20 protein-coding genes are annotated in these 21,100 nt (G+C 63.3%); 15 read left to right on the top strand and 5 right to left on the bottom strand.

The genetic code is table 11. The features are described 5' to 3' along the window. The first annotated feature begins 3 nt into the window (after nucleotides 1–3). From LOY54_RS25415 to fdhA, 5 genes are all read left to right on the top strand, one after another. Nucleotides 4–333 (top strand): sarcosine oxidase subunit delta, encoded by a 330-nt coding sequence (locus LOY54_RS25415; protein WP_045199126.1) that lies wholly within the window; start codon nucleotides 4–6, stop codon nucleotides 331–333. Continuing rightward, nucleotides 330–3,347, top strand: coding sequence for a sarcosine oxidase subunit alpha (locus LOY54_RS25410; RefSeq protein WP_213603043.1), 3,018 nt, complete (start codon nucleotides 330–332; stop codon nucleotides 3,345–3,347). The genes LOY54_RS25415 and LOY54_RS25410 overlap by 4 nt, the downstream gene beginning before the upstream one ends. 67 nt (nucleotides 3,348–3,414) lie before the next feature. Continuing rightward, nucleotides 3,415–4,047, top strand: coding sequence for a sarcosine oxidase subunit gamma (locus LOY54_RS25405; protein ID WP_258608389.1), 633 nt, complete (start codon nucleotides 3,415–3,417; stop codon nucleotides 4,045–4,047). An 11-nt stretch (nucleotides 4,048–4,058) separates the two neighbouring features. Further along, nucleotides 4,059–4,916 carry a formyltetrahydrofolate deformylase gene (purU, locus tag LOY54_RS25400; RefSeq protein ID WP_093378767.1) on the top strand — a complete coding sequence of 286 codons (858 nt, stop codon included), beginning with the start codon at nucleotides 4,059–4,061 and terminating at the stop codon, nucleotides 4,914–4,916. Nucleotides 4,917–5,076: 160 nt separating this feature from the next. Next, nucleotides 5,077–6,276 (top strand): formaldehyde dehydrogenase, glutathione-independent, encoded by a 1,200-nt coding sequence (gene fdhA, locus LOY54_RS25395; protein ID WP_045199135.1) that lies wholly within the window; start codon nucleotides 5,077–5,079, stop codon nucleotides 6,274–6,276. 65 nt (nucleotides 6,277–6,341) lie between these two features. On the opposite strand, the gene LOY54_RS25390 is transcribed toward fdhA, so the two are convergent. Further along, nucleotides 6,342–6,797, bottom strand: coding sequence for an REP-associated tyrosine transposase (locus LOY54_RS25390; protein ID WP_258608387.1), 456 nt, complete (start codon nucleotides 6,795–6,797; stop codon nucleotides 6,342–6,344). A 493-nt stretch (nucleotides 6,798–7,290) separates the two neighbouring features. Here LOY54_RS25390 and LOY54_RS25385 point away from each other — a divergent pair, with 493 nt between their 5' ends. From LOY54_RS25385 to LOY54_RS25360, 6 genes are all read left to right on the top strand, one after another. Continuing rightward, nucleotides 7,291–7,596, top strand: coding sequence for a DUF3077 domain-containing protein (locus tag LOY54_RS25385; protein ID WP_258608385.1), 306 nt, complete (start codon nucleotides 7,291–7,293; stop codon nucleotides 7,594–7,596). Nucleotides 7,597–7,768: 172 nt separating this feature from the next. Beyond that, on the top strand, nucleotides 7,769–8,335 hold the full coding sequence (locus tag LOY54_RS25380; RefSeq protein WP_258608383.1) for a DUF2780 domain-containing protein: 567 nt from the start codon (nucleotides 7,769–7,771) through the stop codon (nucleotides 8,333–8,335). A gap of 71 nt (nucleotides 8,336–8,406) precedes the next feature. Next, nucleotides 8,407–8,835, top strand: coding sequence for a DUF350 domain-containing protein (locus LOY54_RS25375; RefSeq protein WP_093378770.1), 429 nt, complete (start codon nucleotides 8,407–8,409; stop codon nucleotides 8,833–8,835). Between the two features lie 16 nt (nucleotides 8,836–8,851). Further along, nucleotides 8,852–9,619, top strand: a complete 768-nt coding sequence (locus tag LOY54_RS25370; RefSeq protein WP_195885191.1) for a DUF1190 domain-containing protein — start codon at nucleotides 8,852–8,854, stop codon at nucleotides 9,617–9,619. A 13-nt stretch (nucleotides 9,620–9,632) separates the two neighbouring features. Beyond that, nucleotides 9,633–10,229, top strand: coding sequence for a DUF1190 domain-containing protein (locus tag LOY54_RS25365; RefSeq protein WP_258608381.1), 597 nt, complete (start codon nucleotides 9,633–9,635; stop codon nucleotides 10,227–10,229). A 9-nt stretch (nucleotides 10,230–10,238) separates the two neighbouring features. After that, nucleotides 10,239–11,396, top strand: coding sequence for a glutathionylspermidine synthase family protein (locus LOY54_RS25360; RefSeq protein ID WP_258608379.1), 1,158 nt, complete (start codon nucleotides 10,239–10,241; stop codon nucleotides 11,394–11,396). On the opposite strand, the gene LOY54_RS25355 is transcribed toward LOY54_RS25360, so the two are convergent. Continuing rightward, nucleotides 11,397–12,284, bottom strand: coding sequence for an acyltransferase (locus LOY54_RS25355; protein WP_258608377.1), 888 nt, complete (start codon nucleotides 12,282–12,284; stop codon nucleotides 11,397–11,399). 180 nt (nucleotides 12,285–12,464) lie between these two features. On the opposite strand from LOY54_RS25355, the gene LOY54_RS25350 reads away from it, so the two are divergent. The 4 genes from LOY54_RS25350 (at nucleotide 12,465) to creD (ending at nucleotide 16,628) form a co-directional block, all read left to right on the top strand. Then, the gene (locus tag LOY54_RS25350; protein ID WP_258608375.1) at nucleotides 12,465–12,968 is read left to right on the top strand and encodes an ATP-dependent zinc protease; all 504 of its coding nucleotides are present in this window, start codon (nucleotides 12,465–12,467) and stop codon (nucleotides 12,966–12,968) included. Nucleotides 12,969–13,081: 113 nt separating this feature from the next. After that, the gene (creB, locus tag LOY54_RS25345) at nucleotides 13,082–13,765 is read left to right on the top strand and encodes a two-component system response regulator CreB (protein WP_258608373.1); all 684 of its coding nucleotides are present in this window, start codon (nucleotides 13,082–13,084) and stop codon (nucleotides 13,763–13,765) included. Further along, nucleotides 13,765–15,198, top strand: coding sequence for a two-component system sensor histidine kinase CreC (gene creC, locus LOY54_RS25340; protein ID WP_093378787.1), 1,434 nt, complete (start codon nucleotides 13,765–13,767; stop codon nucleotides 15,196–15,198). Before creB ends, creC begins: the two co-directional genes overlap by 1 nt. Nucleotides 15,199–15,293: 95 nt before the next feature. Further along, nucleotides 15,294–16,628, top strand: a complete 1,335-nt coding sequence (gene creD, locus LOY54_RS25335) for a cell envelope integrity protein CreD (protein WP_045199151.1) — start codon at nucleotides 15,294–15,296, stop codon at nucleotides 16,626–16,628. Nucleotides 16,629–16,778: 150 nt separating this feature from the next. Here creD and LOY54_RS25330 read toward each other — a convergent pair whose 3' ends face one another. From LOY54_RS25330 to LOY54_RS25320, 3 genes are all read right to left on the bottom strand, one after another. Further along, nucleotides 16,779–17,411, bottom strand: coding sequence for a glutathione S-transferase (locus tag LOY54_RS25330; RefSeq protein ID WP_045199153.1), 633 nt, complete (start codon nucleotides 17,409–17,411; stop codon nucleotides 16,779–16,781). Nucleotides 17,412–17,420: 9 nt separating this feature from the next. Further along, nucleotides 17,421–18,089, bottom strand: coding sequence for a peptide-methionine (S)-S-oxide reductase MsrA (gene msrA / locus LOY54_RS25325; RefSeq protein WP_093378790.1), 669 nt, complete (start codon nucleotides 18,087–18,089; stop codon nucleotides 17,421–17,423). Nucleotides 18,090–18,220: 131 nt separating this feature from the next. Further along, nucleotides 18,221–20,914, bottom strand: coding sequence for a bifunctional diguanylate cyclase/phosphodiesterase (locus tag LOY54_RS25320; protein WP_045199157.1), 2,694 nt, complete (start codon nucleotides 20,912–20,914; stop codon nucleotides 18,221–18,223). Nucleotides 20,915–21,100 lie beyond the last annotated feature (186 nt).

Below are 21,100 nucleotides of genomic sequence, written 5' to 3'. Positions count from 1 at the left end.
CCCATGTTGCATATCTTCTGTCCCCACTGCGGCGAGCTGCGCTCCGAAGAGGAGTTCCACGCCGCAGGCCAGGCGCACATTCCCCGGCCGCTGGACCCCAACGCCTGCTCCGACGAGGAGTGGGGCGACTACATGTTCTTTCGCGATAACCCCCGTGGCCTGCACCACGAGCTGTGGATTCACGCCGCTGGTTGCCGCCAGTATTTCAACGCCACGCGTGACACGCTGACCTACGAAATTCTCGAAACCTATCCGATCGGCGCCAAGCCGCAGGTCACCGGCAAGAACACCAGCCCGCAGTTGGCAGTCAGTGGTCAGGGAGAAAAGGTATGAGCCAGGTCTATCGCCTGTCCAACGGCGGTCGTATCGATCGCAGCAAAGTCTTGAACTTCACCTTCAACGGCCAGACCTACCAGGGCTTTGCCGGTGACACCCTGGCCGCTGCACTGCTGGCCAACGGCGTCGACATTGTCGGGCGCAGCTTCAAGTACTCGCGCCCGCGCGGGATCATCGCCGCAGGCAGCGAAGAGCCCAACGCCATCCTGCAGATCGGCGCCACCGAAGCCACCCAGGTGCCCAACGTGCGCGCCACCCAGCAGGCGCTGTACGCCGGCCTTGTGGCCACCAGCACCAACGGCTGGCCGAATGTGAACAACGACGTCATGGGCATCCTCGGCAAGGTCGGCGGCAAGCTGATGCCGCCGGGTTTCTACTACAAGACGTTCATGTACCCGCAGTCGTTCTGGATGACCTACGAGAAGTACATCCGCAAAGCCGCCGGCCTTGGCCGTGCGCCGCTGCAGAACGACCCGGACAGCTACGACTACATGAACCACCACTGCGACGTGCTGGTGGTCGGCGCCGGCCCCGCCGGCCTGGCCGCAGCCCTGGCGGCTGGCCGAAGCGGCGCGCGGGTGATCCTCGCCGATGAACAGGAAGAGTTCGGCGGCAGCCTGCTCGACAGCCGTGAAACCCTCGACGGCAAGCCGGCCGCCGACTGGGTTGCGGCAGTGGTGGCCGAGCTCAAGGCACTGCCGGAAGTCACCCTGTTGCCACGGGCGACGGTCAACGGCTACCACGACCACAACTTCCTCACCATTCACGAGCGCCTGACCGACCATCTCGGCGATCGCGCGCCGATCGGTCAGGTGCGCCAGCGCATGCACCGAGTACGCGCCAAGCGTGTGGTGCTGGCGACTGGCGCCCACGAGCGGCCTTTGGTGTACGGCAACAACGATGTGCCGGGCAACATGCTCGCCGGTGCGGTCTCGACCTACGTGCGCCGCTATGGTGTGGCGCCGGGGCGCAAGTTGGTACTGTCGACCAACAACGACCATGCCTATCGCGTGGCCCTGGACTGGCACGACGCCGGCCTGAACGTGGTCGCCGTCGCCGATGCCCGCCACAACCCGCGCGGTTCGTTGGTGGAAGAGGCGCGGGCCAAGGGCATTCGCATCCTCACCTCCAGCGCGGTGATCGAGACGCGCGGCAGCAAGCACGTGACTGCAGCCCGGGTTGCCGCCATCGACGTCAAGGCGCATAAGGTCAGCAGCCCCGGCGAGTGGCTGGATTGCGACCTGGTAGCCACCTCCGGCGGCTACAGCCCGGTGGTGCACCTGGCTTCGCACCTGGGCGGCAAACCGGTCTGGCGTGAAGACATTCTCGGTTTCGTACCCGGTGAAGCACCGCAAAAACGCGTGTGCGTGGGTGGCATCAACGGTGTGTTCGCCCTTGCCGACACCCTCGCCGATGGTTTTGAAGGCGGCGTGCGCGCCGCCACCGAAGCCGGTTTCAAGGCGGTGCTGGGGGTGATTCCGAAAGTCCTGGCACGCCAGGAAGAACCAACCGTGGCGCTGTTCCAGGTGCCCCACGACAAGAACACAGCACGGGCGCCGAAGCAGTTCGTCGACCAGCAGAACGACGTCACCGCCGCCGCCATCGAACTGGCTACCCGCGAAGGCTTCGAGTCGGTCGAGCACGTCAAGCGCTACACCGCGCTGGGCTTTGGTACCGATCAGGGCAAGCTGGGCAACATCAACGGCCTGGCGATTGCCGCCCGTTCGATGGGCATCACCATCCCGGAAATGGGCACCACCATGTTCCGCCCCAACTACACGCCGATCACCTTCGGCGCGGTGGCGGGCCGGCACTGCGGGCACCTGTTCGAGCCGGTACGCTTTACTGCCCTGCATGCCTGGCATGTGAAGAACGGCGCCGAATTCGAAGACGTCGGCCAGTGGAAGCGCCCCTGGTACTTCCCGCGCAACGGCGAGGACATTCATGCCGCCGTGGCTCGCGAGTGCAAGGCGGTGCGTGACAGCGTCGGCCTGCTCGACGCCTCGACCCTGGGCAAGATCGACATCCAGGGCCCGGACGCGCGCGAATTCCTCAACCGCATCTACACCAACGCCTGGACCAAGCTCGATGTTGGCAAGGCCCGCTACGGCCTCATGTGCAAAGAAGATGGCATGGTCTTCGACGACGGCGTCACCGCCTGTGTCGGCGACAACCACTTCATCATGACCACCACCACTGGTGGCGCGGCGCGGGTGCTGCAGTGGCTGGAGATCTACCAGCAGACCGAATGGCCGGACCTGAAAGTGTACTTCACCTCGGTCACCGACCACTGGGCGACCCTGACCCTGTCGGGCCCCAACAGCCGCAAGCTGCTCAGCGAAGTCAGCGATATCGACCTGGACAAGGACGCCTTCCCGTTCATGACCTGGAAGGAGGGCCTGGTCGGCGGTGTGCCGGCGCGGGTGTTCCGTATCTCGTTCACCGGCGAGCTGTCGTATGAAGTCAACGTCCAGGCCAACTACGCCATGGGCGTGCTGGAGAAGATCGTCGCTGCCGGCAAGCAATACAACCTGACCCCGTACGGCACCGAAACCATGCACGTACTGCGCGCCGAGAAGGGCTTCATCATTGTCGGCCAGGACACCGACGGCTCGATGACCCCGGACGACCTCAACATGGGCTGGTGTGTTGGCCGCACCAAGCCGTTTTCGTGGATCGGCTGGCGCGGGATGAACCGCGAAGACTGCGTGCGCGAGAACCGCAAGCAGCTGGTCGGGCTCAAGCCGGTCGACCCCAACAAGTGGCTGCCGGAAGGCGCGCAACTGGTGTTCGACCCGAAACAAGCGATCCCGATGGACATGGTCGGTCACGTCACCTCCAGCTACGCCAGCAACTCCCTGGGCTATTCGTTTGCCATGGGTGTGGTCAAGGGCGGGCTCAAACGCATCGGCGAGCGGGTCTACTCGCCACAGGCCGATGGCAGCGTGATCGAGGCCGAGATCTGCTCTTCGGTGTTCTTCGATCCGAAGGGCGAGCGGCAGAACATCTAACGCCGGCGTGATGTAGCTCCCACAGGGATCGCGTTACCAGGTCCACAGAATTCAAGGCAGGTGTGTAATGAGCACGATCAACCTCTACCAGCAACGCCCCGGCAACGACGCCAAGGCCGAAACGCCACTGCACCACGCCGACCTGCCGAGCCTGATCGGCAAGGGTCGCAAAAACGCCGGGGTAACCCTGCGCGAGAAAAAGCTCCTCGGCCACCTGACCATCCGAGGCGATGGCAAGGACCCGGCCTTTGCCGGCGGTGTGTTCAAGGCCCTGGGCCTGGAGCTGCCGGTGGCCCTGACCGTGGTCGCCAACGGCGAGATGTCGCTGCAGTGGCTGGGCCCGGATGAGTGGCTGCTGATCGTCCCCGGCGGAGAGGAATTTGCCGTCGAGCAAAAACTGCGCGACGCCCTCGATGGCCTGCACATTCAAATCGTCAACGTCAGCGGCGGGCAAACCGTGCTGGAACTGAGCGGCCCCAACGTGCGCGACGTGCTGATGAAATCCACCAGCTACGATGTACATCCAAACAACTTTCCGGTGGGCAAGGCCGTCGGCACGGTATTCGCCAAGTCGCAACTGGTGATCCGCCGCACCGGTGAAGAAACCTGGGAGCTACTGATCCGCCGCAGTTTCTCCGACTACTGGTGGCTGTGGCTGCAGGACGCCTCCGCCGAATACGGCCTGAGCATTCAGGCTTAAGGAGCAATGCCATGAGTCGTGCACCGGACACCTGGATTCTCACCGCTGACTGCCCGAGCCTGCTCGGCACGGTCGATGCGGTGACGCGTTATCTGTTCGAGCAGCACTGCTACGTTACCGAGCACCACTCGTTCGATGACCGGCTGTCCGGGCGCTTTTTCATTCGCGTGGAATTCCGCCAGCCGGATGATTTCGACGAGGCCAGCTTTCGCGCAGGCCTGGCCGAGCGCGGCGCGGCGTTTGGCATGCTGTTCGAGCTGACCGCGCCCAAGCACCGACCGAAAGTGGTGATCATGGTCTCCAAGGCCGATCACTGTCTCAACGATCTGCTCTATCGCCAGCGCATCGGCCAGTTGAGCATGGACGTGGTGGCAGTGGTTTCCAACCACCCGGACCTCGAGCCCCTGGCCCATTGGCACCGTATTCCTTACTACCACTTCGCCCTCGACCCTCACGACAAACCGGCGCAGGAGCGCAAGGTGCTGCAGGTGATCGAAGAGTCCGGCGCCGAGCTGGTAATCCTTGCCCGCTACATGCAGGTGCTGTCGCCCGAGTTGTGCCGCAAGCTCGACGGCTGGGCGATCAACATCCATCACTCGCTGCTGCCCGGCTTCAAGGGCGCCAAGCCCTACCACCAGGCCTACAACAAGGGCGTGAAACTGGTCGGTGCCACCGCGCACTACATCAACAACGACCTCGACGAAGGGCCGATCATCGCCCAAGGCGTCGAGGCGGTGGACCACAGCCATTACCCCGAAGACCTGATCGCCAAGGGCCGTGATATCGAGTGCCTGACCCTGGCGCGGGCGGTGGGCTATCACATCGAGCGGCGGGTGTTCCTCAACGCCAACCGGACGGTAGTGCTCTGACGGCCGCCATCGCGGGGCAAGCCCGCTCCCACACCGGTAGGAGCGGGCTTGCCCCGCGATGAGGCCTTCAAGGCAATAACAGATTCCAGTAACACAGCGCCGCCTACGGGCAGCGCACTTTGCACCGCTACATAACAATAAACTTTAGCGAGGTGAAAGCATGTCTGGTAATCGTGGTGTGGTGTATCTCGGCGCTGGCAAGGTCGAGGTGCAGAAGATTGACTACCCGAAAATGCAGGACCCGCGCGGTCGCAAGATCGAGCACGGGGTGATCCTGCGGGTGGTCTCCACCAATATCTGTGGCTCCGATCAGCACATGGTCCGTGGCCGTACCACGGCCCAGGTCGGCCTGGTGCTGGGCCATGAAATCACCGGCGAAGTCATCGAGAAGGGCAGGGACGTCGAAAACCTGCAGATCGGTGACCTGGTTTCGGTACCCTTCAACGTCGCCTGCGGCCGCTGCCGCTCGTGCAAAGAGCAGCACACCGGCGTCTGCCTCACCGTCAACCCGGCCCGCGCCGGCGGTGCCTATGGCTATGTCGACATGGGCGACTGGACCGGTGGCCAGGCCGAATACGTGCTGGTGCCTTACGCCGACTTCAACCTGCTGAAACTGCCGAACCGCGACAAGGCCATGGAGAAGATCCGCGACCTGACCTGCCTGTCGGACATCCTCCCTACCGGCTATCACGGCGCGGTGACGGCCGGGGTTGGCCCGGGCAGCTCGGTGTACATCGCCGGTGCCGGCCCGGTGGGCCTGGCTGCAGCGGCGTCGGCGCGCCTGCTGGGCGCTGCGGTGGTGATCGTCGGCGACGTCAACCCGGTGCGCCTGGCCCACGCCAAGGCCCAGGGTTTCGAAATTGCCGACCTGTCCCAGGACACCCCGCTGCACGAACAGATCGCCAACCTGCTGGGCGAGCCGGAAGTCGACTGCGCGGTCGATGCCGTGGGCTTCGAAGCCCGTGGCCACGGCCATGCCGGTGCCAAGCACGAAGCGCCGGCCACCGTGCTCAACTCGCTGATGGGCGTGGTGCGGGTTGCCGGCAAGATCGGTATCCCTGGCCTGTACGTCACCGAAGACCCGGGCGCGGTGGATGCCGCGGCGAAGATCGGCAGCCTGAGCATCCGTTTTGGTCTTGGCTGGGCCAAGTCGCACAGCTTCCACACCGGGCAGACCCCGGTGATGAAATACAACCGCCAACTGATGCAGGCGATCATGTGGGACCGCATCAACATTGCCGAAGTGGTGGGTGTGCAGGTGATCAGCCTCGACCAGGCACCTGAAGGCTATGGCGAGTTCGATGCCGGCGTGCCGAAGAAATTCGTCATCGACCCGCACAAGCTGTTCAGCGCGGCCTAAAAACATCGCGGGGCAAACCCGCTCCCACTGTGCCTGTGGGAGCGGGCTTGCCCCGCGATAGGGTCTCACAGCCAAACCGCATCCCAATGCGGATAATCTCCCAGCCTCTTCACCAGCCCAGCCCGCAGCGGGTTGGCCACCACATAGCGCGCCACCGCGCATACATTCTCTTCCCGACGCAAGCCATGGTCATGGTACCCAGGCTGCCACAGCCTGCCTTGCAGTGTGCCGAGCTTGTACAGCGCACAGCGGCTGCGTGACTTGAAGCGGCGCATCAGGCAGGCCAATGAGCCCTGCTGCAGTTCGATCAGCCAGTGCACGTGATCGGGCATCACCACCCAGGCCAAGGTGCGAGCGGCGCCTTCGAGTTGTGCCTGGCGAAACTGCCTGGGAATGCAGCGAGCGGCGTGGAAGTTGTCGAATATTGGCACTCGGTCGCGAGTAATGCTGGTCAGCAGGTACAGGCGGCCGGGTTCGGAGAAACGACCGCGACGCAGGCGATGGGAAGCGGGACTGTCCATGTCTTGGCTCCTTGGTTGGTGAATATTCAAGGTAGATGCCGGACGGTGGCGACAGTGGACCCGATTGAATCCTGATGTTGCCAGGACCTTTGTGGGAGCGGCGGTGCGGCGACCCGACTTGCCCCGCGATAGAGGTCTGTCAGTCACATCGGATCGCGGGGCAAGCCCGCTCCCACAAAAGTGGGTGACGGTGTTACTTCAGGATGTTTCCAGGCTGGTTAATTTTGGTCCTAGGAAATAACCTACGCAGTCTGTCGATGCCATTCTGATTGCCCTTGGAAACTCGGCCTTCTAGGCTCTCCGGATCGCTGTAGGTTCAGCGATCGGGTGTGGAAACCTGAACGGTATTGGTTGCAGTCGTTATGGCGGCTGTGCGCGGGAGACCTTCGGGTCTGCCGGGTTTTCCAATGCCTCGGTTTTCCACCCCGCGTACAGCTGCCACCTTTCGTGTGGAAACGAACGGTGCCAGCCTGACTCGCATTGGATACCGATCATGAAAAAACTCGTCCCAGATCCCCCAGCCTCTCTCTGCTCAACCCTCGAAAAACCTTTCGGCGACTGTGCCGCCGGTCACCCCCAACTCTTTTCTGTAAACGCCGGTATTGCCCCGCATGACGCGCTGGTACATATCACGTTGTATCTGCGCTGCGCCTATGACACGGGGTACAAGGCTTTTGAAGGGGTTGATGAGTCAGCCAAGGGCGTTCTCTGGTCCACCTTGCACTCGGTGGAGATGGCCAAGGGCATGGTAGAAGCCTTGCTGGATGCTCTGGAGAATCGGGAGCTGAACCAAATGTAGAACCACGGTGTGGGAGCGGCCGTGCGGCGACCCGACTTGCCCCGCGATAGAGGTCTGTCAGTCACATCGCATCGCGGGGCAAGCCCGCTCCCACCGGGTACAAGGGAACAATCCCCCGCCCACAAGGTCGAAACCTCGTTTTCCCTGCCTAAACGGCTGACGAGGTATTTCGATGAAACGTTTCGCACTGGTCACCCTGGTGGCCCTGGCTGCCACTCCGGTATTCGCAGGCTTCAGCCTCAATGACGCGGCCAATGTCTACAACGCCGCCAAGGGCCACAGCGGCGATGCCGCGGTACAGGCCCCCGCTGCTTCGGCGAACCTGCTCAATACCCTCGGCAGCGAACTGAAAGTCACCCCCGAACAAGCCATCGGCGGCACCGGCGCATTGCTGGGCCTGGCCAAGAACCAGCTCAACAGCGGCGATTACGAGCAACTGAGCAAAGCCGTGCCCGGCCTTGACCTGCTTTCCGGCGAGAAGGCCCTGGGCGGTTTGAACGGTCTGGGCACGCTGCTGGGCAAGAGCGACAAGTCCTCGGCCCTGAGCAATGCCCTGGGTAATGTCAAAGACACCAATGACCTCAACAACGCCTTCAGCGCGCTGGGCATGGACTCCGGCATGATCGGCCAGTTCGCGCCGTTGATCCTGCAGTACTTGGGCCAGCAAGGCGTCGGCGGCTCGCTGTTGCAGAGCCTGGGCAGCCTGTGGGGCACAGGGGCGGGCGTACCTTCCGTGTAAGCCAGCTATTTGCGCGGGCGGGGCGGTGTGCTATATGTCCCGCCCCGTTTTACAAGGAAGTGTGATTCGCCATGTTCATGGACGCCCTGAAGATGTCTTTGCCTGCCGACGCCGTGCTCGGCTTTGTGGTCTACATGCTCGGCGCCGCCGTGCTGTTCGGCCTCTACGCATTCATCTACACCCGCCTGACCCCCTACAACGAATTGCGCTTGATCCGCGAAGGCAACAATGCCGCCGCCATTGCCCTGGCCGGTGCCTTGATCGGTTTTGCGATTCCGGTGGCCAGTGCCATTTCCCATTCGATTTCGCTGCTCGACTTCCTGCTCTGGGCGCTGATTGCCGCAGTGGTGCAGTTGCTGGCGTTCGTGGTGGTCAACCGCTGCGTCAAAGGCATGGCTGAACGGGTTGCCCGCCAGGAAACCGCCTCGGCCATTTTGCTGGCCGCCGTGTCCATTGGTATTGGCCTGCTCAACGCCGCCTGCATGACCCCCGCCGCCTGATCAGGGACGATCGACAATGAAACGCAGCAAAACCATTCGCCTGGTCGCCCTCGGCAGCCTGCCGCTGGTGCTGTCCGCCTGTGGCGACCGGCCGACCAAAATCATCAGCGAAACCAAGCGCTACCAGGACGTCGACTATTGCGTCATGGACGGCAAGCCGCGCCAGGTGTGCCAGCAAGCCTGGGTCGCCGCGCAGAACCACCATGCCGCCAACGTCCCGCGCTTTTTGACCGCCGAGGCCTGTGAAGCGGTCTATTTCAAGTGCGATTTTCGCCGTTACGCCAACAACTACGTGCCGCCGATGGAAGGCTTTGCCCTGACCACCGAACGCCAGGTGTACGCCGACGATGAGGACAACAGCAGCAGTTCGTCGACCAACAGCTCATCGTCGAGCGGCGGCTCCGGCGGCGGTCGTCGCTATTACGAGTACACCGACACCGATGCGCGCTATTCGACCGAGGCGATCTATCACGAGCGCGACGGGCGCAATGCGTTCAAGGTCAGCACCCTGACCGAGCAAGTGGCAAACCACAATTACTACGCCGGCCTGGACACCTCGCACCCGGCCTCGCAGCCGTTCAGCGAAGCCGCGCAGCATGCGGCGGCGAGTGGCGGCGGTAGCGCCGTTGCCGGCAGCGACCCGGCGCACGTCGGCAGCGCCCATCCGGCGATTATCCCCGTGGCCCAGTCAAACAAGCTGATCAGCTCGGCCCGGCCGTTCGCGGTGGGTACCCACAACGGTTTTGTCTCGCGTGCTTCGGGGCGTGGCGGCTTCGCTTCCTGAACGAGGTCAGCCGATGAAACGCAGCAAATCCCTGCGCCTGCTGGCCTTGGGTAGCCTGCCGCTGGTACTCAGTGCCTGCGACAGCCAGGTGGCGGCAATCAAGCCGTATAGCGAGGTGCGTCACCATCAAGGGGTGCAGCAGTGCATTGGCAGTGGCACCCGCGCCGAAGCGTGCAACGAGGCGCGGGATGTCGCGCAGCAACTGCACTATGCCCACGCGCCGCGCTTTGACGACCTCAACGCCTGCCAGCTGCGCTTTGAGCACTGCCAGCAGGTCGAGGGCAACGGCTTTTTCCTGCCGGCCATGGACGGTTTCAACCTGACCACCGAGCGCCAGGTCTATGACGACGGGGTGCCGATCGACCAGGCGCACTGGACCAGCCTGCGCTATGTCGATGCCGCACCGCGCTACCTGGCGGAGCCTGTGTACCGGGCGCGCAAGGGCCGCGAGGCGTTTGTCAGCAGTGCATTGAGCGAGCAGGGCAGGGCCGACGTGGCGCCTGCCCTGTTGCGTGTTTTCGGCGGTAACAGCTACGGCTCGACGCGCTGGTTGACCCTGGATAGCAGCGGGTTCAACAGCCGTTCGTCGCTGCGCAGTTACAGCACCTGAGGATTACAGATGAAGCGAATTTCCATCGCCCCGCGCCCGGACTGGCGCGCCACCGCCGAGCAGTTCGGCTTCAATTTCCACACCTTCGGCGACGAGCCCTACTGGGACGAGTCGGCCTATTACCAGTTCAGCCTGCGGCAGATCGAAGACGATCTTGAAGAGCCCACCCGCGAGCTGCATGAACTGTGCATGGCGCTGGTGGCCGAGGTGGTCGACAGTGAAGAGCTGCTCGAGCGCCTGGCGATTCCGGCGCCGTACTTCGATTTGATTCGCCGCTCGTGGCGCGACGGCCACCCGCATTTCTACGGGCGCATGGACCTGTGTTACGACGGCAAGGGCCCGGCCAAGCTGCTGGAGGCCAACTACGACACGCCGACGTCACTCTACGAAGCCAGTTTCTTCCAGTACCTGTGGCTGGAGCAGCAGATGCAGCGCGGCATGCTGCCGGCCGACGCCGACCAGTTCAACAGCCTGGAAGACAAACTCACCCAGGTGATGGGTGCTAATACCTTTGCCACGCCGTTCTACTTTTCTTCGGTGAAAGACTCGATCGAAGACCGCGGCACCGTCGAATACCTGCGCGATATCGCCCTCGGCGCCGGGCTCGATGCGCGCCTGGTAGACATGGAAGACATCGGCCTGAGCCGCGGCGGGCGTTTTGTCGATGATGTTGGCGCACCGATCCCGAGCCTGTTCAAACTCTACCCCTGGGAAGACATCTTCCATGACCCCTACGGCCCGGCGATCGCCACTAGCGGTACCTTGTTCGTCGAGCCGCCGTGGAAGGCGATCCTTTCCAACAAGGGCATGCTGGCGCTGCTGTGGGAGCGCCACCAGGGTCATCCGAACCTGCTGCCGGCGTTCATCGAGCAAGCGCCGGGCGCGAGTCTCGACAAGGGCTGGGTGCGCAAACCGTTCTTCTCGCGCGAAGGCGCCAACATCGAGATCCACACCGGCAGTGGCAAGCGGGTGGTCGAAGATGGCCCGTATGGCGGCGGGCCGAGTATCATCCAGCAGTTCCAGGCGCTGCCGCGCTTTGGCGACAGCTACACGGTGATCGGCAGCTGGGTGGTCGGCGACCTGCCGGCGGGCATCGGCATTCGCGAAGACAACTCGCTGATCACCAAGGACAGCAGCCGCTTTTTGCCCCACGCGATCATCGACTGATCAGCGCAGCTCGGCGCGCAAGGCCTCGATGCGGGCGTCCTTGGCGTGCCAGAGCTGGTTGACCCAGTCCTGCACGGTCTGGCGAAACACCGGGTCGTTCTCGTAGTCGCCGCTCCACAGTGTCGGGTCCAGCTCATGCACCTGGATGTCGATGATCACCTTGGGCAAATTGCCGCTGAGCAGGTCCCAGAACCCTGGGGCCTTGTCGCCGGGGTAGACGATGGTGACATCCAGCAGGGCGTCGAGCTGTTCGCCCAGCGCCGCCAGCACGAAGGCCACGCCGCCGGCTTTGGGCTTGAGCAGATGCTTGAAGGGTGACTGTTGGGCGGCGCGCTTGGCCTCGGTGAACCGCGTGCCTTCGAGGTAGTTGACCACGGTCACCGGCTGGCGCTTGAACAGCTCGCAGGCGGCCTTGGTGATTTCCAGGTCCTGGCCCTTGAGCTCGGGGTGCTTGTCGAGGAAGGTCTTGCTGTAGCGCTTCATGAACGGGTAGTCCAGGGCCCACCAGGCCAGGCCCAGCAACGGTACCCAGATCAGCTCCTTTTTCAGGAAGAACTTGAAGAACGGTATGCGCCTGTTGAGCACCTGAATCAGCGCCGGGATATCCACCCAGCTCTGGTGGTTGCTGACCGCCAGGTACGAGGTGTCGAGGCGCAGGTCGGCGGCGCCGCGCACGTCCCAGATGGTCGGGATGCACAGGCGGAAGATCAGTTTGTCGATTTCGGCCCAGGTTTCGGCGATCCACATCACCGCCCACGAGGCATAGTCGCGGTAACGGCCGGGCAGGACCAGTTTGAGCAGGGCAAAGACCATCAGCGGGCCGATCAGGACCAGGGTGTTGAGCAGCAACAGCAAGGTCACAAGAATGCCCGTCAGCAAGCGGCGCATAAGAAAGCTCTTATATTCAAGTAAGCGGTCGACAATGATAAGCACCCGGTCGGCGTACGCCAAATGCTCCGGTCTGCTCCCGCCGGACAAATGTTTCACATTGTGTTGAATAAGCTATTGGCGCGAACCTATCCTGCCTTCGCAGTCTAAACACTGTCTTATCTCAAGGAAGCGGATCCTGTGAAATCGGTACTTGCACTGCTGTCCCTGTTAGCCCTGCCGGTCATGGCCGCCGAGCCGACCCTGTATGGCCGCTACGAATACATCAAACTGCCGGAAGTCGGTGGCCAGACCTTCAAGGCCAAGATGGACACCGGCGCGCTGACCGCTTCGCTGTCGGCCAAGGACATCGAAACCTTCACCCGTGACGGCGAAGAGTGGGTGCGCTTTCGGGTCGCCACCAAGGACGCCGACGGCAAGGTCTATGAACACAAGCTGGCGCGCATCAGCAAGATCAAGAACCGCGCCGATGAAGACGAAGACGGCGAGGGCGCCGAGATCAGCAAGCGCCCGGTGGTCGACCTGGAGCTGTGCCTGGGCGACGTGAAACGCACCGTCGAGGTCAACCTGACCGACCGCAGCAGTTTCAACTACCCGTTGCTGATCGGTGCCAAGGCGTTGCGCGAGTTCAAGGCGGCGGTAAACCCGGCGCGACGCTTTACCGCAGACAAACCGAGCTGCTGAGCAGCTCACTAGCTGCAAGCTTTAAGCGACAAGCTGCAAGAAAAAGCGGTTCAGTGTAACTTCACGCGATCCGCTTCTTCTTGAAGCTTGTCGCTTGAGGCTTGCCGCTCCAGATGCCCCACATTTTAATTGTCGAAGACGAAGCGGCCATCGCCGATACGCTGATTTTCGCCCTGCAAGGCGACGGTCACAGCACCGAGTGGGTGACCCTGGGCAGCGCCGCGCTGGAGCAGCAACGCCAGCGCCCGGCCGACCTGATCATCCTCGACATTGGCCTGCCGGACATCAGCGGCTTCGAAACCTGCCGGCAACTGCGCCGTTTCAGCGAGGTGCCGGTGATGTTCCTCAGTGCTCGCGATGGCGAAATCGATCGGGTGGTGGGCCTGGAAATCGGCGCTGACGATTACGTGGTCAAACCCTTCAGCCCCCGCGAAGTGGCGGCCCGGGTGCGGGCGATCCTCAAGCGCATAGCGCCGCGCGCGGAACCTGTGGTGAGCGCCGCCGAGCTGTTCCAGGTCGATACCCTGCGCATGCAGATCCACTACCGTGGCCAGGCCCTGAGCCTGACCCGCCACGAGTTTCGCCTGCTGCAAAGCCTGCTGGAGCAACCGGAGCGGGTGTTCAGCCGCGAGCAGTTGCTCGATGCCGTCGGGGTCGCCGCCGATGCCGGCTACGAGCGCAGCATCGACAGCCATATCAAGAGCCTGCGCGCCAAGCTGCGTGCGGTGGCTGCCGACGCCGAGCCGATCCAGACCCACCGCGGCCTGGGCTACAGCTACAGCCCGAGCCATAGCTGATGCGCCTGGGGATCCGGATTTTCCTGGTGTACTTCCTGTTCGTCGGGCTGACCGGCTACTTCATCCTCAGCACCGTACGCGAGCAGATCCGCCCCGGTGTGCGCCAGTCCACCGAGGAAACCCTGGTCGACACCGCCAACCTGCTGGCGGAAATCCTCCACGACGACGTCAAGGCCGGCACCCTTGGCCAGAGCCGTTTGCCGGTGCTGCTGCGCGCCTACGGCCAGCGCCAGCCCAAGGCCGATATCTGGGGCTTGTCGAAGAACCAGGTCAACCACCGCATCTATGTCACCGATGCCCAGGGCAAAGTGCTGCTCGACTCGGCCGGCGTGGCGGTAGGCGAGGACTATTCGCGCTGGAACGACGTCTACCTGACCCTGCGCGGCCAATACGGTGCACGCTCGACTCGCAGCAACCCGGACGATCCGGATTCGTCGGTGATGCACGTGGCGGCGCCGATCCTCGATGACGGCAAGATCATCGGCGTGATCACCGTGGCCAAGCCGAACAAATCGCTGCAACCCTATATCGACCGCTCCGAGCGGCGCCTGCTGTACCTCGGCCTGGGCCTGATCGGCCTTGGCCTGCTGGTGGGCGCAGCATTGTCGTGGTGGCTGGCGCGCTCGCTGCGCCGCCTGACGCGCTACGCCCAGGCGGTCAGTGAAGGCGAGCGCACGGCGCTGCCGCATTATCGCGGGGGTGAGTTGTGGCAACTGGCGGCGGCGGTGGAGCGCATGCGCACCCAGCTTGAAGGCAAGGATTACGTCGAGCGCTATGTGCACACGCTGACCCACGAGCTGAAAAGCCCGTTGGCGGCGATTCGCGGCGCCAGCGAGCTGCTCCAGGGGCCGATGAGCGACGAACAGCGCCAGCGTTTTGCCGGCAATATCGAAAGCGAAAGCGCACGTATGCAGCAATTGATCGAACGCCTGCTCAACCTGGCTCAGGTCGAGCAGATGCAAGCGCTGGAAGAACAGCAACAGGTGCCGCTGGCAGCATTGGTCGACGAGCTGCTGCTGGCCCAGGGCGCGCGGATCGAAAGCGCCGAGCTGCAGGTGCGTCAGCGTCTGCCCGCGGCCGCGCGCCTGCTGTGTGACCCGTTCCTGATGCGCCAGGCCATCGCCAATCTGCTCGACAACGCCCTGGACTTCACCCCGCCAGGCGGTTTGCTGGTGTTCGAGCTGGAGCACGGCGATGGCCGCGTGGCCTTGAGCCTGTTCAACCAGGGCGAGTCGATTCCGGACTACGCCCTGGGCCGGCTCAGCGAGCGCTTCTATTCGCTGCCACGACCGTTTAGTGGGCGCAAGAGCACCGGCCTGGGGCTGAATTTCGTCGAAGAGGTGATGCAGTTGCATGGTGGCGCGCTGGAAGTGGCCAACGTCGAGGACGGCGTGCGCGTACGGTTGTGGCTGCCGGCCAAGCGCCTGGGCTGAAAACTTCACAGAGTCTGCACACAGACTCCACATAAGTCCGCAAGGGCTCCATTTCGTTTGCGCAGACTCTGCCCATCGAAACCGGAGTCCTGTCCATGCACCGCAAACTGAGTTACAAACTGGCCGTGATCGGCTTTCTGATCGTATTGCTGCTGATCCCGTTGTTCATGATCGGCGGCTTGATCCAGGACCGTCAGTACCAACGCGATCGCGTGGTGCGCGACATTGCCGAAAGCTCAAGCTTCGCCCAGCAGATTACCGGGCCGATGCTGGTGGTGCCGTACCGCAAGATCGAACGGCGCTGGAAGACCGAAGAGGGCAAGAGCTTCCAGGAAATCAGCCAGGTCAACGGTCATTTGTATTTCCTCCCGGAAACCTTCGACCTCAACGCCAGCATCGACACCGAGCTGCGTTCGCGCGGTATCTACGAAGCGCGCCTGTTTCACGCCAATAGCCACATCAACGGCCATTTCGAGATCCCGGCCAACTGGGGCATTACCGAAGACTTCGAGGATTACCGCTTCGAACCTGCGTTCCTGGTCGTCGGTATCAGCGACATCCGCGGCATCGAAAAAGGCCTGCAACTGCAGCTCAACGACCAGCGCCTGGACTTTGCCGCCGGCACCAAGCTGGGCTGGATGAGTGGTGGTGTGCACGCGCTGTTGCCCGGCGTCGATGGCAAGGTCGCCAGCGTGCTCAACTATGCCTTCGACCTCAGCCTGCAAGGCACCGAACAGCTGCAGGTGGTGCCGGTAGGGCGTAGCACCAGCGTGGCCATGGCCGCCAACTGGCCGCATCCGAGCTTTGACGGCAACTACCTGCCGGTCAGCCGCAAGATCGATGCCGGTGGTTTCTCGGCGCGCTGGCAGACCTCGTTCTTCTCCACCAACCTCGAAGACGCCCTGACCCAGTGCGTGGTCAATGACAAGTGCAATGCCTTCAACGGTCGCGCTTTCGGGGTCAGCTTCATCGACCCGGTGGACCAGTACCTCAAGAGCGAGCGGGCAATCAAATATGCGCTGCTGTTCATCGCCCTGACCTTTGCCGGCTTCTTCCTCTTCGAAGTGCTCAAGGGCCTGAGCGTACACCCGATCCAGTACGGCCTGGTGGGCGTGGCCCTGGCATTCTTCTATCTGCTGTTGCTGTCGTTGTCCGAACACCTGGGTTTTGCCATGGCCTATGCCTTGTCGGCGAGCGGCTGTGTGTTGCTGATCGGCTTCTACCTGTGCCACGTGCTGCACAGCGTGTTGCGCGGCATGGGCTTTGCCTTGGGCCTGGCGATGCTCTACGGCATGCTTTACGGTCTGCTGACGGCCGAGGATTACGCTTTGCTGATGGGTTCGCTGCTGCTGTTCGCGCTGCTGGGTGTGTTCATGGTCCTGACCCGTCGCCTGGACTGGTACGGGGTTGGCCAGGTGAAACTGTCGTGAGCGGCTTGCGCGAGGAGAGGTATCTGGGGGCAGTGCTGGCGATGAAAATCGCCAGGCTGTTCGTGCGCTGGGAGGCAGAAGTCAGCATCGCGGGGCAAGCCCGCTCCTACCACGCACGTAGGAGCGGGCTTGCCCCGCGATAAGGCCGGCTCAGACAATCGACGGGTCAGTCGCGCGCATCGATTCACGCAGGCAAACCTGCGCATACCACCCCGCCAGCTGCGGCTGTTGCTCACGCCAGCCGAAGTCGGGGAAGCGCAGGTCGAGGTAACCCAGGGCGCAGGCCACACCGATGGCGGCGATGTCGAAGCCTGAGGCAAGGTCGGCGAAATGCTGCTGCTCAAGGTTGCTCAGGCCACGACGGATCTTGTCCTGCTGCGCCTCGATCCAGCTGTCCCATTGCTTGTCCTTGGGCCGCAGGAAGGTTTCGTAACGGGTCAGCACCGCGGCATCCATGATCGCATCGGCCAGCGACGCCAGGGTCAGGCGATGCCAGCGCGGCCAGCCGTCACGGGGGATCAGCGGGTTGCCAACATGCTGCAGGTCGAGGTATTCGCAGATCACCCGGCTGTCGTGCAGCACGCTGCCGTCAGCCAGGCGCAGGGCCGGGATCTTGCCGGCCGGGTTGCCCTGGTTGAGCTCGGCCACCGGATCGACCGGGGTGAGGTTGACGGTCTGCAGCGCCACCCGGTCGGTTTGCCCGGTTTCGTGCAGCACCACCAGGACCTTGCGCACGAACGGCGAGGCCGGCGAATGGAACAGGGTCATGCTTGGTGCGGACATGTCGATCCCTCAGTTGCCTTGCAGGCTCGGTGGCAGGCAGACACCGGTACCGCCGATGCCGCAGTAGCCGTCGGGGTTCTTGGCCAGATACTGCTGGTGGTAGGCCTCGGCAAAGTACACGGTCGGCGCCTGCTCGATCTCGGTGGTGATCTCGCCGAAACCGGCTTTGCTCAGTTCGGCCTGGTAGGCCTGCTTGCTGGCCAGTGCCTCGTCCAGTTGCTGGGGGCTGGTGCAGTAGATTACCGAGCGGTACTGGGTGCCGATGTCGTTGCCCTGGCGCATGCCCTGGGTCGGGTTGTGCAGTTCCCAGAACATCGCCAGCAGCTCTTGGTAGCTGACTTTGTCCTTGTCGAACACCACCAGCACCACTTCGGTGTGGCCGGTCAGGCCCGAGCAGACTTCTTCGTAGGTCGGGTTGGGAGTGAAACCGCCGGCATAGCCGACCACGGTGCTGACCACGCCTTCACGCTGCCAGAAGCGCCGCTCGGCCCCCCAGAAGCAGCCCAGGCCAAAGATTGCGAAGTCGATGGCGCCTTCGAAGAACGGGCCGAGCAGCGGGGTGTCCTTGAAGACAAAATGCTTCTCGGGCAGGGTCATCGGGGTTTCGCGGCCAGGCAAGGCCTGTTCGGCAGTGGGCAGGACGTTTTTGTTCACCAGAATCTCCGAGCGCAGGACCATGATCGTTCCTCTGCTGATTGGGGTAGGCAAGGCTGGTCCCATCGCGGGTCAAGCCCGCTCCCACTGTGGGAGCGGGCTTGGCCCGCGATGGGACCCGAATGAACCTATATTGCCCGAGACAAACGCCGCTGTCAGGCGATAGGGCCACGCGGATAGCGTTTGAGTTTGGTGATCAGCTCGCTGCCCGGAATCGGCCGGTCGAACAGGTAGCCCTGGCCGACATCGCAGCGGTGGCGACGCAGGAAGGCCAGCTGCTCGGCGGTCTCGATGCCTTCGGCCACCACCTTGAGCTTGAGGTTGTGGGCCATGGCCACCACCGCCGAGGTAATCTCCATGTCGTCTTGGTTGTCGGGGATTTCGTGGATGAAGCTGCGATCGATCTTGATGATGTCGATCGGGAATTTCTTCAGGTAGCTCAACGACGAATAGCCGGTGCCAAAGTCGTCCATGGCCAGGGTCAGGCCCAGTTGCTTGAGCTGGTCGAGCTGGCGGTGAGTGTCTTCGGTGGCTTCCAGCAGCAGGCCCTCGGTCAGCTCCAGCTCCAGCAGGTGCGGGGGCAGGGCTTCTTCCTTGAGGATATTGGCGATCGAGGCGACCAGGTCCGGGTCGGAAAACTGCTTGGGCGAGAGGTTGATCGCCACCTGCAGGTTGCCCAGGCCCTCCAGGCGCAGCGTCTGGCTCATGCGGCAGGCCTGGCGGGCGATCCACTTGCCGATGGGGATGATCAGCCCGGTCTCTTCGGCGACGCTGATGAACTGGTCGGGGCGAATCATGCCCTTTTCCGGGTGGTTCCAGCGCAGCAGCGCTTCCAGGCCCAGCAGGCGGCCGCTGCGCAGGCACAGCTTGGGCTGGTAGAACACGTCCAGCTCGTTCTGGGTCAGGGCGCGGCGCAGGTTGTTCTCGACGAACAGCTTGTAGCTGGCCTCGGCATTGAGCGCTTCGGTGAACACCTGGACCTGGTGCTTGCCGTTGGCTTTGGCCTTGTGCAGGGCAAGGCCTGCGTTCTTCATCAGCGTCTGCGGGTCGCGCCCGTGCAGCGGCGCGCAGGCCAGGCCCACGGAGCCGGTGACGTTGATCAGCTGGTTGTCGACGAACATCGGTTTGTCGAGGGTGCGCAGCAGTTGCTGGGCCACCTGCTGGCCGCTTTCAAGGTCGGTGTCTTCGAGCAGCACGGCGAATTCGTTACTGGCAAAGCGCGCCAGACTGCCGCCGGGGCTCAGGCTGTTGCGCAGGCGCCGGGCCAGGCTGATCAGCAGCTTGTCGCCGGTCTGGTGGCCGAGGCTGTCGTTGATCCGCTTGAAGTTGTCGATGTCCACCAGCAGCAGGCTGATCGGGCTGTCGCTGTCACGGGCGAAGCGCTCGTCGAGGTTGCGGATGAACGCCGGGCGGTTGCCTAGGCTGGTCAGGTTGTCGGTGTAGGCCAGGCGCTCGATGCGCTGCTGGGCCAGCTTGCTCTGGGTGATGTCTTCGTAGATGCCGATATAGTGGGTCAGTTCGCGATTGTCGCCGAACACCTTGGAAATCGACAGCTGGCCCCAGTAGGGCTCGAGGTTCTTGCGCCGGCTCTTGAACTCGCCTTGCCAGCTGTTGCCCATGGCCAGGCTCGACGGCGCGTCGAACAGCAGCTCGCTGAGGTTTTCCAGCGCCGGCAGCTCCGACAGGCGGTGGCCGTGGACTTCATCGGTGCTGTACTGGGTGATGGCGGTAAAGCTTGGGTTGACGTACTCGACCACACCGTCGCGGTTGACCAGCAAGAAGGCGTTGGCGCTTTGCTCGACGGCGCGCTGGAACAGGTGCAGGGCATTGGTCGCGGTGCGCCGGTTGTGGTTGTTGATGACCTGGGCGAACTGGTCGGCCAACTCGCCGGCAAAGGCGATCTCATCGGTTTGCCAGGCCCGCGCCGAGCCGGTCTGCTCCAGGCACAGCACCCCGACCACCTGGCCATCGATGCGGATACTGGCATCGAGCATGGCGTTGATATCGCGTGGGCGCAGGCTCTCGGCCATGTCGCGGGTGCGCGGGTCGTGGGTGGCGTTGTGGGCGTCGATGGCGCGGCTGGTGTGCAGCGCTTCAAGGTAGTCGGGAAAGCGGCTGGCGTCGATGGGCTCGGGCAGGCGGTATTCCTGGGTCGAACGGTAGAACGCCGAAATCGGCTGCAGTTGCTGCTCTTCCAGGTACCAGATGCTTGCGCAGTCGATCTTGTAGATCTCGCAGGCACTGCGGGTGATCAGCTCGGCGGCTTCGAGCAGCGAGTTGCTGGCGCTGTAGCGATGGCGCGCCAGGTGCAGGATCAGGTCCTGCTGGGCGCGCACCCGCTCCAGGTGCTCGAGCTGTTCCTGCTGGGCGCGCTGGTTGAGCTGCAGGGCGATCTGCAGGCGACTGTTGCGGGTCTCGAGGTCGGCGGCCGACAGGTCCGGGGTATCTCCCGGCTGGCTGTCGAGGACCATCAGGTAACCGCGCAGCAGCTGGCGGTTGTGCTGCTTGTAGGCTTCGCCCAGCTCCAGCAGGTGCAGCGGGCCCTGGCCGGTGTGCAGGGTGTAGCGCACCAGGTAATGCGGGCGCTGGGCCAGTTGCAGCTGGATGGCGTCGTGCAGTTTGTAGCGCGCTTCGGGCTCCATCAGGCTGGCGTAGGGCGAGCCGACCAGGGCGCAGAGTTCGACGGCGGCCAGGCCAAATTGCCGTTCGCAACCAGGGTCCAGATAGAGCAGCGCCCAGCTCGCCTCGTTCAGCCGCTCGAAACGCAGCATCCCGAGCCGCGAGGGCACGGGCAACTGCGTCACGACCTCGGCCACCATACGGCTGGCGGCATCAGGTTGGCTTTTCATCGAGAGCTCGCTTCAAGAAGGCTGTTCGCGCAAATAGAGCAATCTGCTACTACGCGTGTCGGCAAGGTTGCATCATGCGCTTGAGGCTGACAAGCGATACAGAGACCTCCGTACTAACTGTGTCGGCATTGGCGTAGGAATCTTAAGTCGGACACAGCGCATCGCGGGCTCAGCCCACTTCCACAG

The sequence above is a fragment of the Pseudomonas sp. B21-032 genome, assembly GCF_024748965.1.
Taxonomy (GTDB): domain Bacteria; phylum Pseudomonadota; class Gammaproteobacteria; order Pseudomonadales; family Pseudomonadaceae; genus Aquipseudomonas.
This window is presented reverse-complemented; position numbering and strand designations above follow the sequence as displayed.

Coding starts and splice junctions, on each gene's coding strand:
- creD (WP_045199151.1), top strand. CDS start 15,294: ATGCACCGCAAACTGAGTTACAAACTGGCCGTGATCGGCTTTCTGATC.
- LOY54_RS25365 (WP_258608381.1), top strand. CDS start 9,633: ATGAAACGCAGCAAATCCCTGCGCCTGCTGGCCTTGGGTAGCCTGCCG.
- LOY54_RS25415 (WP_045199126.1), top strand. CDS start 4: ATGTTGCATATCTTCTGTCCCCACTGCGGCGAGCTGCGCTCCGAAGAG.
- LOY54_RS25360 (WP_258608379.1), top strand. CDS start 10,239: ATGAAGCGAATTTCCATCGCCCCGCGCCCGGACTGGCGCGCCACCGCC.
- LOY54_RS25385 (WP_258608385.1), top strand. CDS start 7,291: ATGAAAAAACTCGTCCCAGATCCCCCAGCCTCTCTCTGCTCAACCCTC.
- msrA (WP_093378790.1), bottom strand. CDS start 18,089: ATGGTCCTGCGCTCGGAGATTCTGGTGAACAAAAACGTCCTGCCCACT.
- purU (WP_093378767.1), top strand. CDS start 4,059: ATGAGTCGTGCACCGGACACCTGGATTCTCACCGCTGACTGCCCGAGC.
- LOY54_RS25375 (WP_093378770.1), top strand. CDS start 8,407: ATGTTCATGGACGCCCTGAAGATGTCTTTGCCTGCCGACGCCGTGCTC.
- LOY54_RS25355 (WP_258608377.1), bottom strand. CDS start 12,284: ATGCGCCGCTTGCTGACGGGCATTCTTGTGACCTTGCTGTTGCTGCTC.
- LOY54_RS25370 (WP_195885191.1), top strand. CDS start 8,852: ATGAAACGCAGCAAAACCATTCGCCTGGTCGCCCTCGGCAGCCTGCCG.
- fdhA (WP_045199135.1), top strand. CDS start 5,077: ATGTCTGGTAATCGTGGTGTGGTGTATCTCGGCGCTGGCAAGGTCGAG.
- creC (WP_093378787.1), top strand. CDS start 13,765: ATGCGCCTGGGGATCCGGATTTTCCTGGTGTACTTCCTGTTCGTCGGG.
- LOY54_RS25410 (WP_213603043.1), top strand. CDS start 330: ATGAGCCAGGTCTATCGCCTGTCCAACGGCGGTCGTATCGATCGCAGC.
- LOY54_RS25380 (WP_258608383.1), top strand. CDS start 7,769: ATGAAACGTTTCGCACTGGTCACCCTGGTGGCCCTGGCTGCCACTCCG.
- LOY54_RS25390 (WP_258608387.1), bottom strand. CDS start 6,797: ATGGACAGTCCCGCTTCCCATCGCCTGCGTCGCGGTCGTTTCTCCGAA.
- LOY54_RS25405 (WP_258608389.1), top strand. CDS start 3,415: ATGAGCACGATCAACCTCTACCAGCAACGCCCCGGCAACGACGCCAAG.
- LOY54_RS25320 (WP_045199157.1), bottom strand. CDS start 20,914: ATGAAAAGCCAACCTGATGCCGCCAGCCGTATGGTGGCCGAGGTCGTG.
- creB (WP_258608373.1), top strand. CDS start 13,082: ATGCCCCACATTTTAATTGTCGAAGACGAAGCGGCCATCGCCGATACG.
- LOY54_RS25330 (WP_045199153.1), bottom strand. CDS start 17,411: ATGTCCGCACCAAGCATGACCCTGTTCCATTCGCCGGCCTCGCCGTTC.